This is a genomic window from uncultured Lutibacter sp., from assembly GCF_937891065.1.
In the GTDB taxonomy this organism is placed as follows: domain Bacteria; phylum Bacteroidota; class Bacteroidia; order Flavobacteriales; family Flavobacteriaceae; genus Lutibacter.
Window position 1 is genome coordinate 12,667 of sequence record NZ_CALAEQ010000137.1, and the last position, 18,179, is coordinate 30,845.

General features: G+C 27.5%; 11 protein-coding genes. 7 read left to right on the forward strand and 4 right to left on the reverse strand.

Annotation, left to right across the window (positions count from 1 at the left end; genetic code table 11):
• Positions 1–3: 3 nt before the first annotated feature.
• Positions 4–1,458 (reverse strand): lipopolysaccharide biosynthesis protein, encoded by a 1,455-nt coding sequence (locus Q0352_RS07680; RefSeq protein ID WP_299526103.1) that lies wholly within the window; start codon positions 1,456–1,458, stop codon positions 4–6.
• 164 nt (positions 1,459–1,622) lie between these two features.
• Here Q0352_RS07680 and Q0352_RS07685 point away from each other — a divergent pair, with 164 nt between their 5' ends.
• The 6 genes from Q0352_RS07685 to Q0352_RS07710 all read left to right on the forward strand — a co-directional run bounded on the left by Q0352_RS07685 (position 1,623) and on the right by Q0352_RS07710 (position 12,068).
• Complete coding sequence (locus tag Q0352_RS07685; RefSeq protein ID WP_299526106.1) at positions 1,623–2,618, forward strand: NAD(P)H-dependent glycerol-3-phosphate dehydrogenase; 996 nt, start codon at positions 1,623–1,625, stop codon at positions 2,616–2,618.
• Positions 2,619–2,720: 102 nt separating this feature from the next.
• A complete protein-coding gene (locus tag Q0352_RS07690; RefSeq protein WP_068208701.1) occupies positions 2,721–2,912 on the forward strand; it encodes a cold-shock protein in 192 nt (63 codons plus the stop codon).
• Between the two features lie 187 nt (positions 2,913–3,099).
• Positions 3,100–3,621: a menaquinone-dependent protoporphyrinogen IX dehydrogenase gene (hemG, locus tag Q0352_RS07695; RefSeq protein WP_299526110.1), complete on the forward strand. Its 522-nt coding sequence runs from the start codon at positions 3,100–3,102 to the stop codon at positions 3,619–3,621.
• A 172-nt stretch (positions 3,622–3,793) separates the two neighbouring features.
• Positions 3,794–7,012, forward strand: coding sequence for a PAS domain S-box protein (locus Q0352_RS07700; protein ID WP_299526113.1), 3,219 nt, complete (start codon positions 3,794–3,796; stop codon positions 7,010–7,012).
• Positions 7,009–11,115 (forward strand): PAS domain S-box protein, encoded by a 4,107-nt coding sequence (locus tag Q0352_RS07705; RefSeq protein WP_299526116.1) that lies wholly within the window; start codon positions 7,009–7,011, stop codon positions 11,113–11,115. Before Q0352_RS07700 ends, Q0352_RS07705 begins: the two co-directional genes overlap by 4 nt.
• Positions 11,116–11,186: 71 nt before the next feature.
• Positions 11,187–12,068, forward strand: coding sequence for a hypothetical protein (locus tag Q0352_RS07710; RefSeq protein ID WP_299526119.1), 882 nt, complete (start codon positions 11,187–11,189; stop codon positions 12,066–12,068).
• A 9-nt stretch (positions 12,069–12,077) separates the two neighbouring features.
• Here Q0352_RS07710 and Q0352_RS07715 read toward each other — a convergent pair whose 3' ends face one another.
• The 3 genes from Q0352_RS07715 to pheS form a co-directional block, all read right to left on the reverse strand.
• Positions 12,078–13,142, reverse strand: a complete 1,065-nt coding sequence (locus Q0352_RS07715) for a lactonase family protein (RefSeq protein ID WP_299526122.1) — start codon at positions 13,140–13,142, stop codon at positions 12,078–12,080.
• Between the two features lie 21 nt (positions 13,143–13,163).
• A complete protein-coding gene (locus Q0352_RS07720) occupies positions 13,164–13,565 on the reverse strand; it encodes a hypothetical protein (RefSeq protein ID WP_299526125.1) in 402 nt (133 codons plus the stop codon).
• Between the two features lie 147 nt (positions 13,566–13,712).
• A complete protein-coding gene (gene pheS, locus Q0352_RS07725; protein WP_299526128.1) occupies positions 13,713–14,732 on the reverse strand; it encodes a phenylalanine--tRNA ligase subunit alpha in 1,020 nt (339 codons plus the stop codon).
• Positions 14,733–14,969: 237 nt separating this feature from the next.
• On the opposite strand from pheS, the gene Q0352_RS07730 reads away from it, so the two are divergent.
• Positions 14,970–17,999, forward strand: coding sequence for a PEP/pyruvate-binding domain-containing protein (locus tag Q0352_RS07730; RefSeq protein WP_299526131.1), 3,030 nt, complete (start codon positions 14,970–14,972; stop codon positions 17,997–17,999).
• The last annotated feature ends 180 nt before the right edge of the window (positions 18,000–18,179 follow it).

Sequence of the window (18,179 nt, forward strand, 5' to 3'; positions counted from 1 at the left end):
ATTTTATCGTTTTAAAATTGCTGAAATTTCCTTTTTTTCGTTCCAAAAAATTAACATTCCAAAAGCTAAAACAAGTCCAACAGAAATTAAATAATTTTCTCTAAAATAGTTAAACGAAACAAATGAAATTAAAATAGCAGCGATTAAATAGCTACCTGATTTAATTAAATTATACGGAACCGGATAGTGTTTCTTTCCTATAAAATAGGAGAGAACCATCATAGTTCCGTAAGCAAATAAAGTTGCCCAAGCTGAAGCAATAAATCCAACAACAGGAATTAAAGCAACATTAATAATAATGGTAATTATTGCGCCAATTATAGAAAACAACATAGCGTAACGCGTTTTATCTGTTAGTTTGTACCAAATAGCTAAATTATGATAAACACCTAAAAATAAGTTAGCTAATAACACAATTGGAACAATAATAATTGCTTCCCAATATTGCTGATTGATAAATAATTGCTTCAAAATATCAAGAAAAACAACAATTCCAACAAAAACCAACGAGCCAATAATGATGAAATAGTTGAGAATTTTAGCGTAGGTTTCTTTTGCATCTTTATGATCTGAGTGACTAAAAAAGAAAGGTTCAGCTCCCAAACGAAACGCCATAATGTATAAATTCATAAAAATTGCCAACTTATAGCAAGCAGCATAAATTCCCATGGTGTTTTTGTCAATAAGTTGTCCAATTAAAATCTTATCTAAATTTTCATTAATCACATAAGCAATTCCAGCAACGGCAATAGGCCAAGAGTACGACAACATTTTTTTAAATAAAACAGTATTAAAACTCCATTTAAATTTCAGTAAATAAGGCACTAAAAACAGCAATGAAATTGTACTACCAATTATATTGGCAATAAATATAAAGTTAACAATAAATGTACTTTCAAAAATAGTATTTAAAAAGATTGGAATGTTTTTTCCGCTAGCTATAAATTCTGGAATATATTTTAAAAACACTAAGTTAATTCCTACAATTACCCCAACATTAATTAATTTAATAGCAGCGTATTTTATAGGTCGGTTTGAAGCGCGTAAATACGCAAAAGGAATAACAGCTAAGGTATCAATTCCTAAAATACCTATCAATAATTTAAGTTGAAGTGGATTTCCACTAAAATCAAAAATTTTGATAAAAAAATCAGAGAATGTAAATGCTAAAACTACAAAAAGTACTGCTGAAGCAAATACACTTATAAAAGAGGTTGAAATTAAATCGTCCTTTTTTTCTTCAGCTTTATAAAATCGAAAAAAAGCAGTTTCCATTCCAAAGGTTAATAACACAGAAAATAAGGCCGCCCAAATATAAAAATTAGTGTTTTCAGCGTAATTATTAGCGGGTAAAGCATCAGTATGCACGCGAACTAACAAAAAGTTAATTACTCGTGGTAAAACGGCTGCAATTCCGTAGATAATGGTGTCTTTAAAAAAACGTTTAAGTGTACTCAATTTGTATTTAATGTAAAATAATTTAAAAATTTAAAAGTACAAAAGATTTTCTGTTTATCATTATAACAACTATAGCGTATATTTTGCTTCAATAACTGATAAAGTTTTTTAGTTTTGGTCTTAGTTTTAGTTTGTTTACTTTTGAAATCTAAATTTGTAATATAATGAGTGAATTTCCTAAGATTGCTGTTTTTGGAAGTGGAAGCTGGGCAACAGCCATTGTAAAAATGTTGTGTGAAAACTTAGAACAAGTTGGATGGTATGTGAGAAATCAAAGTACTGTAGATTATATTAAAGAAAATGAGCACAATCCAAATTACTTAAGTTCAGCAGAATTTGATGTGAATAAACTGTACTTATCTAGTGATATTAATGAATTAGTACGTTATGCTGATATCTTAATTTTTGCCATTCCTTCAGCATTTGTAAAAGCTGAAATAGACAAAATAACTGAAGATTTTTCTAAAAAAATTGTGTTTTCGGCTATTAAAGGTATTGTTCCAGAAACAGGATTAATTGTTGGTGAACATTTCAATAAAATACATGAAATTCCTTTTGAAAATATTGGAGTTATTACAGGTCCTTGTCATGCTGAAGAAGTTGCAATGGAGCGTTTATCGTATTTAACAATTGCTTGTACCGATGCAAAAAAAGCAAAATTGTTAGGTAAATGTCTTTCTAGTAATTACATAAAAACAAAAATATCTGATGATATTATTGGTACGGAATACGCAGCAATGTTAAAAAACATTTATGCAATTGCTGCTGGTATGGCTCACGGGTTGGGATATGGAGATAATTTTCAGTCGGTATTAATGTCAAATTCTATTCGAGAAATGAAGCGCTTTATAAAAAAAGTTCATAAAATGAAGCGAAACATTAATAACTCAGCTTATTTAGGTGACTTATTAGTGACAGGATATTCCGTTTTTAGTAGAAATAGAATGTTTGGAAATATGATTGGTAAAGGATACACTGTTAAAAGTGCAATGATGGAAATGAGTATGATTGCAGAAGGTTATTATGCTTCAAAAAGTGCTTATTTAATAAATGAAAACAACAAAGCTAAAACACCAATAATTGATGCTGTTTATGCAATATTATACGAAAACAAAAATCCGAAACAAATTTTTAATAAATTAACAGAACTATTAGATTAGCAATAGTTTACGTTCCATTTAAATTAAATATTTTTTTTCAAAAAAAGATAACTAAGATTGAAATAAACTTATCTTTGTACTTTAATTTATTAATAAATAACAATGAAAAAAGGTACAGTAAAATTTTTTAACGAATCTAAAGGTTTTGGATTTGTAACAGAAGAAGGTTCAGGAACAGATTATTTCATGCACATTTCAGGCTTAATTGATGAAGTTAGAGAAGGTGATGTAGTTGAATTTGAACTAAAAGAAGGTAAAAAAGGGTTAAACGCAGTAAACGTTAAAGTAATTTAATATACTACATTAGCTTTTTAGAAAAATTTAAACCAGTCAATTTTTGACTGGTTTTTTTATGAAATATATCCAAATTTCACAACCGTTTATTAATTGACAAATATCATACAAACACTTTACCAAGTTTCGTAAATTTGAAAGTGTTTTAATAAAATTTTTAAAGGAAACTTAAAATTAAATAACGACTATGAAAATTGGAATAGTTTACGCAACAGTTGATGGACAAACATTGAAAATTTGTACTAAAATTAAAGAAGAATTAGTACAATTAAACAACCAAGTTGAACTCTATTCAGTTGATGATTTTAATGAAGAAATAACTAATTTCGATAAATTTATTATTGGATCAAGTATTAGATATGGGGTGCATCATAAAAAAATTATTGAATTTATAAATACCAATAAATCAAAACTGGACACTACAAAAACAGCATTTTTTTCAGTTAATTTAGTAGCGAGAAAACCAGAAAAAAACACACCAACCACAAATCCATATGTGGTTAAATTTTTTAAAACTATTAATTGGAAACCTACATTAGTAGAAGTTTTTGCGGGTAAATTAGATTATAAAAAATACCCTTATTTTGATAGAATTATGATTCAATTTATTATGTGGATGACTAAAGGACCTACAGATAAGACGGTTGAGATAGAATATACGAACTGGAATAAAGTATCAGAATTTGGCAAAACACTTCATAATTTATAGATTTTTTAGTAATCCTAAAATCAATAAAGTAAGTTTTGTATATTTGAGAGTAATAAGTATTAAACAACTTAATACCCTACATTAAAATATATGCACTTTTTATTACAAAAATTTGTGATAAATAAAGAATTGGGTTGTTAATAGTTATAATTAAAAATATTGCTATTTTATTATGAAAATAAAACCTACTTACCTCGAATTAGAAAAAGAATTAAAAGAATTTAAAAGTAGTTATAAACTACTACTAAGTTCTAAAGAAGATATTACGGAACTTAAAAGTGCCGAAGAAAATCTTATTAATGCCATTAATATTATAGAAAGAAGTCCTTCTGTGGTGTTTTTATGGAAAAATCTAGAAAATTGGCCCGTAGAGTATGTTTCTAAAAATGTATATCAACTTTTCGGATATACCTCAGAAGAATTTTTAACAGGTAAAATTAATTATAAAGAGCTAATCCATTTAGGTGATGTTACTAGAATAACTGAAGAATTAGCAAAAATTAACAATTCAAACATATTCACACATGAACCTTATAGGATAGTTACTAAAACAGGTGAAATAAAGTGGGTGAAAGACGATATACAAATAAGAAGAAATAAAAATAATGAGATAACGCACTATGAAGGTGTACTGCTTGATATTACTGAAAGTGTAAAAAATGAGCAAGAATTAGTAAGTTTGAATTTAGCAATTGAAAACAGTTTAAATGAAGTTTTTATTTTTAGTGCACAAAATTTAAAAATCACATTTGCAAATGAAACAGCAATAAAAAATATAGGATATACTTTTGAGGAATTAAAAAAAATGACTCCAATAGATCTTTCTCCTGAATTCACAAAAGAAAAAGCATTAAAAAAATTAGAGCCTTTAAAAAGCGGAGAAATTGATAAACTTCATTTTGAAACAATAAGACAACGAAAAGATAAAACTTTATATCCTGTTGAAATATATGTTAGCAAATTTAGTATTCAAGAAGATGAACATTTTTTAGCGCTTATAATTGACATAACAGATCGTAAAGTTGCAGAAATAAAAATAAATGAAAACCAGCAGAAATTTAAAGCATTTACCAATCAATCTTCAGAAGGAATTAGTGTAGCCGATTTAAAAGGTAATTACACATTTGTAAATCCTGCCTTTTGTACTATGGTTGGTTATTCGGAAAAAGAATTACTTAAAATGACTGTTTTTGACGTTACAGCTGATAAAAATGACAAAAAAACTTTTGAAAAAACTACCACTGTTAAAGAGGGTACACCTTTAATAGTAGAGCTTCTCCGTAAAGATAATAGTACATTTGTTGCTGAGGTAATAGGTAAAAATTTAAGCGTAAATGGTGAAAAATTTGTTCTTGGAACCATTCGTGATATTACAGAAATTAAAGTAGCAGAACAACAACTAAAAGTAAGCGAACGCTTATTAAAAGAAGCACAAATAATAGCAAAAATTGGGCATTGGGAATTAAACTTGTTGGATAACAAGTTAACTTGGTCTGATGAAGTTTTTAGAATATTCAATTTAAAACCACAAGAATTTAAACCTGCATATGCTACCTTTTTAGATAAAATTCACCAAAAAGATAAAGAAACTTTCAACAATACTTATATAGATTCATTAGAGAATAATAAACCTTTTGAAATAACAATTAGATTACTATTAAATTCAAACGAAATTAAATATGTTTTTATAAATGGTTACACAGAATTTAATGAAGAAGGCAAACCAGCACGTTCATTAGGAACTATTCAAGATATTACCGAGAGTAAACAAGCCGAACTTAAACTAACCTTAGCAAACCAAAAAACAAAAGAAAGCGAAAAAAGATTTAGAAGCCTATTTAATAACAGTCCGGTATCACTTTGGGAAGAAGATATTTCAGGAGTATTACAACTTTTAAATAAAAAATTAAAAGAAGAAGATAACTTAAAAAAATACCTAGATGAGAATAGCGATTTTGTTTATGAATGCGCTTCAAAAATAAAAGTATTAAATGTTAATAACAGTACCTTAGGTTTATTAGGTGTAAAAACTAAAGAGGAATTAATTAATAATTTAAGTAGTTCTTTCAATTCAAAATCTTTTGACACCTTAAAAGAAGAATTGCTAATGTTAGCTAATAAAGAAACTAAATTTAAAAGAGAAACAGAGTTTATTAGAAGCGATGGTAAGGTTATTACAGTATTCTTAGAGTTTGTATTATTAGGAAAATCAAGAATTATTGTTTCAATGAATGATATTACAGAGTTAATAGAAGCTAAAAAGAAAGCAGAAGAAAGTGATCGTTTAAAAACGGAATTTATTAGCAATATGTCTCATGAAATTAGAACCCCAATGAATGGTATTATGGGATTTTCTGAACTGTTAGGTGATCCAGATTTAATTGATGAAAAAAGAAAGTATTTTGTTCAAATAATTAAAAATAGTGGCAAACAATTACTACAAATAATTGATGATATTATAGAAATTTCTAAATTAGGAACAAAGCAAGTAAAGGTTTATGAAGAGTCAGTTAATTTAAACGATTTATTGTTAGAATTATTTTCAATTTTCGATTCAAAAGCAAAAGAAAATAAGACACCATTATATCTTGAAAAAGGACTTTCAGATAAGCAAAGTATCATATTAACAGATAGATCTAAACTAAATAAAATAGTAAGTAATTTATTGGAAAATGCCTTAAAATTCACAAATGTTGGATCTATAGAGTTTGGTTATAAGTTAAAAAATAATGAAGAGTCTTCAATAGTAGAAATTTATGTGAAAGACACGGGAATTGGTATTAAACCTGAAGATCAAAAATTAATTTTTGAACGCTTTATACGAGCCAACAAAGAAGACTCAAAAAAAGTAAAAGGATTAGGTCTTGGATTGTCTATAGCCAAAGAAAATAGCTTGTTGTTAGGTGGTGAAATTTCGGTTGAATCAATAGTAGGAAAAGGAACTACTTTTTTTATAACAATTCCTTACAAACCGGTTTTTAACGAGATTGAAATTACAAATGAAATGCTACAAGAAAGACAAACCATTTTAATTGTTGAAGACGAAGAAGTAAATTACTTATATTTAGACACTTTACTAAAAGATGTGCTTAAATTAAATTGTATTATTTTGCATGCTAAAAACGGAAAAGAAGCCATAGATATTTGTAAAAGTAATACGGCAATAGATTTGATACTTATGGATTTAAAAATGCCTGTAATGAATGGTTATGAAGCCACAAAAGAGATAAAAAAATTATACCCAAGCATTCCTATTATTGCTCAAACAGCGTATTCAACAAATGAAGAGCAAGAAAAAGCAATAATTGCTGGTTGTAATGCTTTTATTTCAAAACCAATAACCAAAGAGTCTTTATTTAATATAATTAACAAGTTTGTTCCTCAACTATGAAAAATCAACAAAATCGCATAGAAGAAACATTAAAATTCGTTAGAAAAGGAGGCTACCAAATTACAGCTGATGAATTTCTTCAAAAAATAGCTCAATTTTTAACTCAATTATTAGACATTGAAAATGTAATAATTGATAGATATTTACCAGAAACACCCACAATTACTAAAACAGTAGTTTTTTGTAATAAACAAAATATACTACCAAATTTTTCTTATGAATTAGCCAATACACCTTGTGAAAACGTGATTAATAAAGATATTTGTATATATTCAAGTAACATACAATCACTCTTTCCAAAAGACGAATTACTGGTGCAAATGAATATTGAAAGTTATGTAGGAATACCTTTGTGGTCTTCAAAAGGTGAACCTATAGGTTTAATAGCGTTGTTAGATAGCAAACCAATAATAGATGCAGAAAATATTAAAGTTATATTACAAATTTGGGCAATAAAAGTTGAAAAAATATTAGAAAAAATAATTTTTAAAAACACATTAGAGTTAGAAATAAAAAAATTAGAAGTTTTAAATAAACAACACAAAGTAATTGAAGAAAAATATTCCAAAGCATTTTTTAACAACCCTATTGCTATGGAAATTGTAGATTTTAAAACAGGAGAAAGAATTGAAGCCAATGAAAGCTATTTTCAAATTTTTGAATATAGTAAAGATGAATTTTATAAAGGAGATATATTTACTAATAAGTTAACAATAGATGTAGGAATTAGAGATATAAACAACAAAAAGCTTGCGGAGAAAGGGTTTTTTGAAGATTCTAATTTTAATATAGTCTCTAAATCGGGTAAAATAAAAAACTTGCTGGTAAGCGGAGCAAGGTTAAATATTGATAACGGTAACAAAGCTCTTTTAACCTTTAAAGATGTTACTGAAGAAAAACAATCTAAAATTTTACTTCAAAATAATGAAGAAAAATTCAAAAATTTAGCAGACCTTACTTTTGAAGGAATTATAATTCATAATAATGGAATTGCGGTAGATATAAACCGTTCATTTGAAAAAATGTTTGGATATAATCGTAATGATTTAATAGGAAAGATAACTTTAGAGTTTCTTTACCCAAAAAAATATCATAAATTAATTAGGGAAAACAGAAAGAAAAGGAATTTAGTACCCATTGAAATTGAGGGGATTAAGAAAGATGGTACTGTTTTCCCAATAGAAATCACAGGACGCGATTTTATAACAGAAGACAATAAAATATTTAGAGTTGGATCAGTTAGAGATTTAACCGATAAAAATAGAATTCAAACACAAACCAATAAATTAACAACAGCGGTTGAACAAAGTGCTAATACTATTATTATTACGGATGTTGACGGAACTATAGAATATGTAAACCCAAAATTTACTGAAATTACAGGGTTTACTTTAGAAGAAGTAATTGGGAAAAATCCAAGAATTCTAAGTTCAGGAAAACAATCAAAAGAGTATTATGCTAAAATGTGGAAAACCATAAAAGCTGGTGAAACTTGGCATGGTGCATTTCAAAACAAATCTAAATCAGGTGTTTTATTTTGGGAGCAAGTTACCATAACACCTATAAAAAATGATATTGGAGAAATTACAAATTTTTTAGCGGTAAAGGAAGATATAACAAAACGAAAATTAGCAGAGGAAAAATTAAAAGAAGCAACTCAAAGAATTAAAAAAAGCGAACAAAAATTTCGTGAGCTTTTTGAAAAATCTGGAGATGCTATATTGATTATTAAAAATGGAATTTTTATTGAATGCAATCAAAAAACAGTTGAGATGCTTCAATATAAAACAAAAAAAGATTTTTTAAATGTACCCCCTTCAAAATTATCACCAAAATTACAACCAGACGGATTAAATTCGAATGATAAAGCTGAAATATTGATGAATACAGCTTTAGAAAAAGGAACACATAAATTTGAATGGGTTCACACCAAAAAAGATGGAACTAACTTTTATGTAGAGGTGTTACTAACGGTTATTTCTAATGAACCAAATAATAAAGTTATCCATTGTGTTTGGAGAGATATATCGAGACGGAAGATAGATGAAAATAATTTAAATATTGCGTTTCAATTAATTAAAGAAAATGAAGATTATTTAAGTACTATTTTAAAAACTACCAATGAAGGTTTTTGGGTTGTAAATAGTGAAGGCAAAACGAAAGAAGTAAACCCTGAAATGTGCAAAATTTTAGGATATAATGAAACTGAAATTACTGGTAAATCAATTTTTGATTTTGTAGATGTTGAAAACATCAAAATTTTTAAGGAACAACTAAAAATTAGAGAATCAGGAGCATCTTCAATATATGAAATTGAATTGAAAAACAGTAAAGGAATTAGTATATCATGTTTGTTTAAAACTTCACCAATTTTCAATAGTAAAAATGTACCAATTGGTTCTTTTGCAATGGTTACTGATATTACTGAATTAAAAAAATCACAAAAATTATCAGACACTAAAAATGCAGAATTACTTAAGTTAAGTGATGAATTATTTGATAAAAACATACTACTGATAGAAACTAACAGCCGTTTTAAAAGTTTATTCGAAGAAAGTCCAGTTTCAATTTGGGAACAAGATTTTTCAGAAGTAATACAACTTATAAAAACAAAAGGAATAGCAACAAAAGATATTCAAACATATTTAAATGAAAATTTAGATTTTGCTAATGAGTGTATTTCAAAAATTAAAATTATAAACGTAAATAATAAAACATTAGAATTATTAGGAGTTAAAAATAAAGAAGAATTAATAACTCACATACGAAATAGTAATAGTAATAAAGCTATAAATATAGTTGTAAATGAAATTGTATCAATTGTGTCAGGCAAAAAAGAATTTAAAAGCGAAACAGAATTTTTACATACAAATGGAACCATTATTACAGCCATGATAAAATCTAATGTAATAGGTAATAATGGAAAAGTGATAGCTTCTGTAATTGATATTACAGCATTAAATAAAGCCAAAGAAGAGGCGGAAGAAAGTGATCGTTTAAAAACCGAATTTTTAAACAATATGTCACATGAAATTAGAACACCAATGAATGGTATTTTAGGATTTTCAGAAATGCTAAATGAGCCTGATTTAGATATCCAAAAGCGAAATAATTTTGTAAATATTATTCAAAATAGCGGAAAACAATTAATGCATATTATTGATGATATTTTAGAAATTTCTATCCTAGGTACAAAGCAAGTAAAAGTAGAAGAAGAAGAAGTATGTATTAATGATGTGCTGTTAGAATTATTTTCAATTTTTGACATTAAAGCTAAAGAAAATAAAACACCACTATATTTTAAAAAAGCACTTTCAGATAAAGAAAGCATCATAATTTCTGATAGATCGAAATTAAATAAAATACTAAGCAACTTATTAGAAAATGCTTTAAAATTCACAAATAAAGGTTTTATTGAATTTGGGTACAATCTAAAAAATAACAACACTCAACTAGAAATTTACGTAAAGGATACTGGAATAGGAATTAAACCAGAAAAGCAAGAGTTAATTTTTGAGCGTTTTGCACAAGCTGAAAAAGAACTTACAAAAAAAGTTGGAGGTTTAGGATTAGGTTTGTCAATTGCAAAAGAAAATACAGAGTTATTAGGAGGGGAAATTTCAGTAAAATCTGAAATGATGGAAGGAGCAACATTTTTTGTAACGTTACCTTTTAAACCTATTTATACCTTTATTGAAACTGAAAATAATGATAAATACACTATTTTAATTACTGAAGATGAGGAGGTTAATTACATTTATCTTGAAACGGTTTTAAAGGATATCATGAAATTAAATTGTGATATTTTACATGCCAAAAATGGGCGAGAAGCTATTGATATTTGCAAAAAGAATTCAACAATTAATATTGTTTTAATGGATATGAAAATGCCTGTTTTAAATGGTTTTCTTGCTACAAAAAAAATACGAGAATTTAGACCTAACCTACCTATTATTGCCCAAACAGCCTATTCAACTATTGAAGATAGAGAAGAAGCAATTAATATTGGTTGTAACGATTTTATTTCAAAACCAATTGGAAAGGACGTTTTAATGAATATAATTAACAAGTATTTAAAAGAAACCACAAAAGATTTAGACTAAATGTATCATGCCAAATTTAAGGTTGTATAAAAACTTTTATTTTTAAAATTGAATAAAAAATATTAAAATATATGAGAATTTTATACATCATTTTAATGCTTACTTTTTTAAATGTTAAAGCTCAAGAAAGAGTTTTAATAAGCGAAACAGATAGTATTAATATATACGAAACCTATTTATCAATTAACACTACCAATAATATTTTTCCCTCGAAATATAAAAATGGACTTTTGTATTTGTCATCTCATAAATCTACTAATTCTCATCTTTTTTATTCAAATTTAAATTCAAAACCAAAAAAAATAAAAATTGATAAGAGATTTAAATCAGGTTCGGTAAATGTGTTTAAAAATGAAATATATGTGACGGCAACTTCTAAAAATATGGATTCGTTTGGGTTTTTTAATTTGGCTATTTATAAAGGAATAATTGAAGATTTAAAAGTTTCAAACTTTAGCATATTACCAATATGTAAAAATGAATTTTCATATGCAGATCCGGTAATTTCTAATGATGGTAATTTAATGGTAATTGTAACTAATGAGAACGATAGGTATCACTTGCTAGAACTCAAAAGAACTGAAAATAATGAATGGGAAAGAGGAAGCGTTATTTATATTGCTCATCCAAATTTTAAGATTATAAATCCAACAATTTATGATGAAAATACCATCTATTTTTCATCAAATATATACAATGGAGAATTGACAAGTGTTGTGTATGAAAATATTGATGGAAATTTAAAAATGGTTGAAAAAAAGAGAGAAACAGGCGTGTTTAACATCTATAAAATTGAAAGAAAGAATGGTACTTGGGGAATACCCATAAAAGCAACTAGGTTTAATTCTGAATTTGATGAACTTGGCGTTTTATTTACTACAAAATCAAGCGGTTATCTAACTACTTACAGGTTTAATAATAATGATAATATTTACTATTTTGAATTAAAATAAAACTTAAAATTAAAAAAGTAAACAAACCGGAGTAGGGGTATTTTTACTGTATAAAAAAGTAAGATTTCCCGTATTTAAATCAACTTTATAAACGCTAATGTTTTTACTTTTTTGATTTGCAACCAATAAAAATTTTCCGTTAGGAGCAATGGTGAAATTACGAGGCCAATCTCCATTTACTGATATTGTTTGCATTTTTTGAATAGTTCCATTTAATGCATCTCTTTTAAAAACCACTATACTATTTTCACCTCTGTTTGAACCATATAAATAGTTTTCATTCGAAGATAAATGAATATCAGCACAAAAACTTTCACCTTCAAATCCTTCGTTTAAAGTGCTAATATTTTGAATTTTAATATACTTATCTGTTCCTTTTTTTAAAACTGTAATGGTAGAGTTGAGCTCATTAATTACATATATAAAATAACCGTTTTTAGAAATTTCAAAATGACGAGGGCCAGATTTTTCACCCATTAAATAATTTTCATTTAAAAGATATTCATTCCCGCTTTTAACATAGTGCGCTAAAAAATCACGACCTAAATCAGCAACAAACAATTCATTATTTAAAAATTTTGTTGAATGAGCGTGTGATTTTTTATTTGGAGTATTATGATTTATAATTTGATTTGCAGGTTTAATTGCTCCGTTTTTTTCAATTTTATGAATAGAAATAGTTCCGCCAGTATAATTTGAAATAACAGCATTTTCATTATTTAATTGAATATGACAAGGATGAGCTCCGTTAGAACTTACACTATTTATAAATTGAAGCAATCCATTTTCAGTAACTGAAAAAGCACTTACAAAACCACTGTTGGTATTTTCAAAATCAGCTACTTCGCTTACAACATATAAAAATTCTCTATTGGTAGAATAGGATAAAAACGATGGATTTGTAACTTTAGCGGCTAATTTTTGGTTGTTAATTTCACCTGTTTCAGTATTGAAATCGTAACAATAAATTCCTTCACTTGTTTCATCGGTATACGTACCAACGTAAAGTGGAATATTTTGAGCGTTTGAGATGAGACTAAAAAACATGAAAAAAGAAATAAATGATGTTTTCATAAGTAAAAAGTTATAGGCATTTTATTTTACTAAAATACCACGTTTATTTAACAAAGGAATATTGCGTAAAGCACCTTCTTTTATGGTACCTTTTTCAAATAAATATTTTTTATCAAACAGTTGGTTTCCTTCAAAAAAAGTAACATTAAAAAAGTTTGAAATAGTTATAACTTCACCTTGTAATAATTCAATTTTAGCGAAAGATTTTGCAGGCAATTTTTCGATTTTCTTACGCATTAATGAAGTTTCTAATAGTTTATCTTCATCATATCCTTTAGAAACAATAAGAACCATTTCAATAGCAACTTCTTTATTGTTAATAATATAGGCGTTCCAGTCTTCACATAAAAATTCATTGTTATATTCTTTAACAATAGCAACAAATATGTTTGTAGCTTCGGGTATTTCTAGATCTTTTTTCATAAAAGTTTAATAAAAAGAGGCTGTCTGAAAAGTCAAATTTTATGTCATATTGAGCTTGTCGAAATATATTATTTAATCAAAGTTAACTTTGACAAGCTTTGTTTGATAAAATGAATATTATTCACTTTTTAGACAGCCTTTTGTAAACTATATTATTGATTTAAATTGCTCTAAAAAACGAACATCATTTTCATAAAACATTCTAATATCAGGTATTTGATACAATAACATTGCAATACGCTCAATTCCCATTCCAAAAGCATAACCCGAGTAAATTTCAGGGTCAATGTTTGTGTTTTTTAACACATTTGGATCAACCATACCACAACCCATAATTTCTAACCAACCAGTTCCTTTTGTAATTTTATAATCGGTCTCAGTTTCCAATCCCCAATAAATATCAACTTCAGCACTTGGTTCAGTAAAAGGGAAATAAGATGGGCGTAAACGTATTTTAGATTTCCCAAACATTTCTTTAGTAAAATACAGTAACGTTTGTTTTAAATCAGCAAAAGAAACATCAGTGTCAATGTATAAACCTTCAACTTGATGAAAAATACAATGTGCACGTGCCGAAATATCTTCGTTTCTAAACACACGACCTGGAGAAATAGTTCTAATAGGTGGTTTGTTATTTTCCATATATCGTACTTGCACAGATGAAGTGTGTGTACGCAATAAAATATCAGGATTTTTTTCAATGAAAAAAGTATCCTGCATATCACGAGCCGGGTGATATTCAGGTAAATTTAGAGCTGTAAAGTTATGCCAGTCATCTTCAATTTCAGGACCTTCAGAAACTGTAAATCCAATGCGTGAAAACACATCGATAATTTTGTTCCGAACCAAAGAAATTGGATGACGCGATCCTAATTCAATAGGTTCAGACGGACGTGTTAAATCTCCATAAAACCCTTTTTGCTCTGTAGCATTTTCTAAAATATCTTTTAGTTTAGCAACTTTATCTTGTGCAGAATTTTTTAAAATATTTAATGCTTGTCCAAAATCTTTTCTTTCAGCAGGTGCTACATTCTTAAACTCCTCAAATAAATCGTTTAGTATTCCTTTTTTACCTAAGAATTTAATTCTAAAAGTTTCAATTTCATCTTTAGTAGTTGCATTAAATGCAGTTACTTCACCAATCAGTTCTTTTACTTTATCTAACATTTTATTTATAAAATTAGGCTGCAAATTTAAACAATTTTATTTTGAAAAAAAGAATAAGTGTTTGAAAGGTGTTTATTGATTTTTACTTTAGAAAAATACCTTTATCGTGCACATGATTTTAATGTTCCTTAAATTTTCAAATAACACTTTACTGTTGAAACTAATTAATCTAATTAAAAACGCTCAAATTTATGGTTAAAATTATATATTGCATTGATAAATAAAGTTACTCAAATAATGAAAAATCCTTTACCAGATTTAAAAGCATATGAGTTTGAAGATGTTGCTTTTAATGAGTTAATGCAAAATAGAATTAATAAAATTTTAATAGTTTGCTCTAACTACGATTACTACATGTTAGAAGAAGATGGTAGAATTGACGAGCGAATTTTTAATGAATATACAGCTTTAAACTTAAGATATCCTCCAAATTTTGTACACGCCAACTCTGCAAAAAGAGCTATAAAAATGTTAGAATCTAATAAAATAGATTTGGTGATTACTTGGTTAGATATTGGTAATTATAAAGCATTTGAAACATCACAACAAATTAAATTAGCTTTTCCAAATGTTCCAATTGCAGCTCTTAGTCATTATTCTTCTGAATTAAGAAAAAAAGTTTTAAGAACCAATACGGGTATTATAGATTTTGTTTTTCATTGGAGTGGAAATGTTGATATTTTTTTAGCCATTATAAAATTAACTGAAGACAGAATGAATGCTGAAAACGATATCAATAAAATTGGTGTTAAAGCTATTTTATTGGTTGAAGATTCCCTGCGATTTTATTCAAGATATTTACCAATTATTTATAAAATTATATTAAAACAGACACACTCATTTATGTCGGAGGGTTTAAATGAGCATCGTGGAATGATGTTAATGAGAGGTCGCCCAAAAATATTGTTGGCTACAAATTACGAAGAAGGAATATTGCTGTTTGAAAAATACCAACACAATCTTTTAGGTGTTATTTCAGATGTTAGTTATTATAAAGGTGGTGAACGAGATGCACATGCAGGGTTTGAGTTTTTAAAATATGTTAGAAGTTTAGAGCGTTATTTTCCATTTTTAATTCAATCTTCAGATAATGAAAATGAGAAAATTGCTTTGGAGTTAAAAGGTAAATTTTTATATAAACATTCAGAGACATTAGGACAGGAACTGAAAAAATTTATCACGAAATATTTCTCATTTGGGGCTTTTGAATTTTGGGATCCAAATCAAATGAAAGTTTTAGCGAAAGTTAATGATTTAAATAATTTTCAAAAAGCGTTGTTCACTGTAACTAAAGATGCTATTTCATACCATGCTAAAAGAGGTGAGTTTTCTAAATGGTTAAAGTCAAGAGCATTATTTCCATTAGCGAATCTTTTTAGTAAAGTTGAATTTGAAGATTTTAAAGATGTAGAACATATTAGAGAATTTTTAATAAAAGCAATAAAAGCATATCGAGTTTTTAGATCTAAAGGTGTTATTGCGAAATTCGACAAAAATAAATATGATGAATATTTAGGGTTTTCTAGAATAGGAGAAGGTTCTTTAGGAGGAAAAGGACGTGGTTTAGCATTTATAGATTCGTTTTTAAAGCGTCATAGATTATTTCATAAATACCCAGATGTTTCAATTTCTATACCTAGAACCGTAGTTATAAGCACAGAAGTTTTTGACGAGTTTATGGAAACTCATGAATTAATAGAATTTGTTGTAAACTGTAGTAATGATGAAGAGATTTTATCTAAATTCATATCAAAACCATTGCCAAAATGGGTTTTAGAAGATGTTAAAGCCTTTTTAGAAATAACATCTTCACCAATTGCACTTCGGTCTTCAAGTGTTTTAGAAGATTCACATTATCAGCCATTTGCAGGTGTTTTCGCAACTTATATGATTCCAAATACGGAAAAAGAAGTGATGCTAAACATGGCAAGTAAAGCAATTAAATCGGTGATGGCATCTGCTTTTTTCCAAGGTAGCAAATCATATTTAAAAGCTACTTCTCATTCAATTGAAGAAGATAAAATGGCTGTTATTTTGCAGGAAGTAATTGGGAAACAATATAACGATGTTTATTACCCAAATATATCTGGAGTTGCACGTTCAATTAATTTTTACCCAATTGGTAATGAATTGCCAAATGAAGGAATTGCAAATATAGCATTAGGATTAGGTGAAATTATTGTTGGTGGTGGAAATACCTTACGTTTTTCACCTGCACATCCTAAAAAAGTTCTTCAATTGTCTTCACCAGATTCTACGAAACGTGATACACAAAAATATTTGTACGGTTTAGATATGGATCCTGACAGTTATAAGGCTTCAACGGATGAATCTATCAATAAAAAGAAAATAACAGTTAGGCGTGCGGAATCACATGGTTCTTTAAAATTTGTAGCTTCAACCTACGATTTACAAAATAACATTATAAAACCAGGTGTTTTACATGATGGTATTCGACTTATTACATTTGATAATGTATTAAAATATGGAACATTTCCGTTACCTGAAATCTTACAAGATTTATTAAGAATTGGTCAGCGAGAAATGAGAAACCCAATTGAAATAGAATTTGCGGTTAAATTAGATGTACCAACTGGTCAACCTAAAGAATTTAGTTTTTTACAAATTAGACCCATAGTTGAAAGTTATGAAGCTACTAGCGAACTACCTGAAAATATTGATGCTAAAGACACTATTATTTACTCAGAATCAGCATTAGGAAATGGAAAATATGAAGATATTTATGATTTTGTTTATGTAAAACCTGAAACTTTTAATAGCGCAAATACTCGTGAAATTGCAGCAGCCGTAGAAGAAATAAATAAAAAGTTTATTGAATCAGATAAACAATATGTTTTAGTAGGTCCTGGAAGGTGGGGATCAAGCGATCCATGGTTGGGGATTCCTGTAATTTGGTCACAAATTTCTGCTGCAAAAATTATTGTAGAATCAGGATTAAACAATTTTAGAATTGATCCAAGTCAAGGGACACATTTCTTTCAAAATTTAACTTCATTCAAAGTGGGATATTTAACAATAAACCCTTTTATTAATGATGGTTTTTTTGATCTAGATTATTTAAATAAACAAAAGGCTTGTTACGAAGGAAAATACATAAGGCATATTTGTTTTAAGAAACCTTTAACTGTCGTTATTGAAGGTAAAAGTAATAAAGCTGCAATCTTTAAAGAAGGTTATAAATTAGTAAAAAACAGAGAGTCATTAGAAGATTCAATGGAAGATTTACCACCAGAAGGTTTTATGTAAAATCAAATTTAAAGGTATAAAATAGCAGAGGTAGAATTATTAATTTGATAATTTATAAGTGCATTAAATAGTTTTTTATTTGTTTTTAATAAAGGATTGCAAAATAAATTACAGAAAGTTAAAAATTTACATTTTTTTTTGTGAAAAATTAGTTTAATATTATTATTTTTGTTAGACATT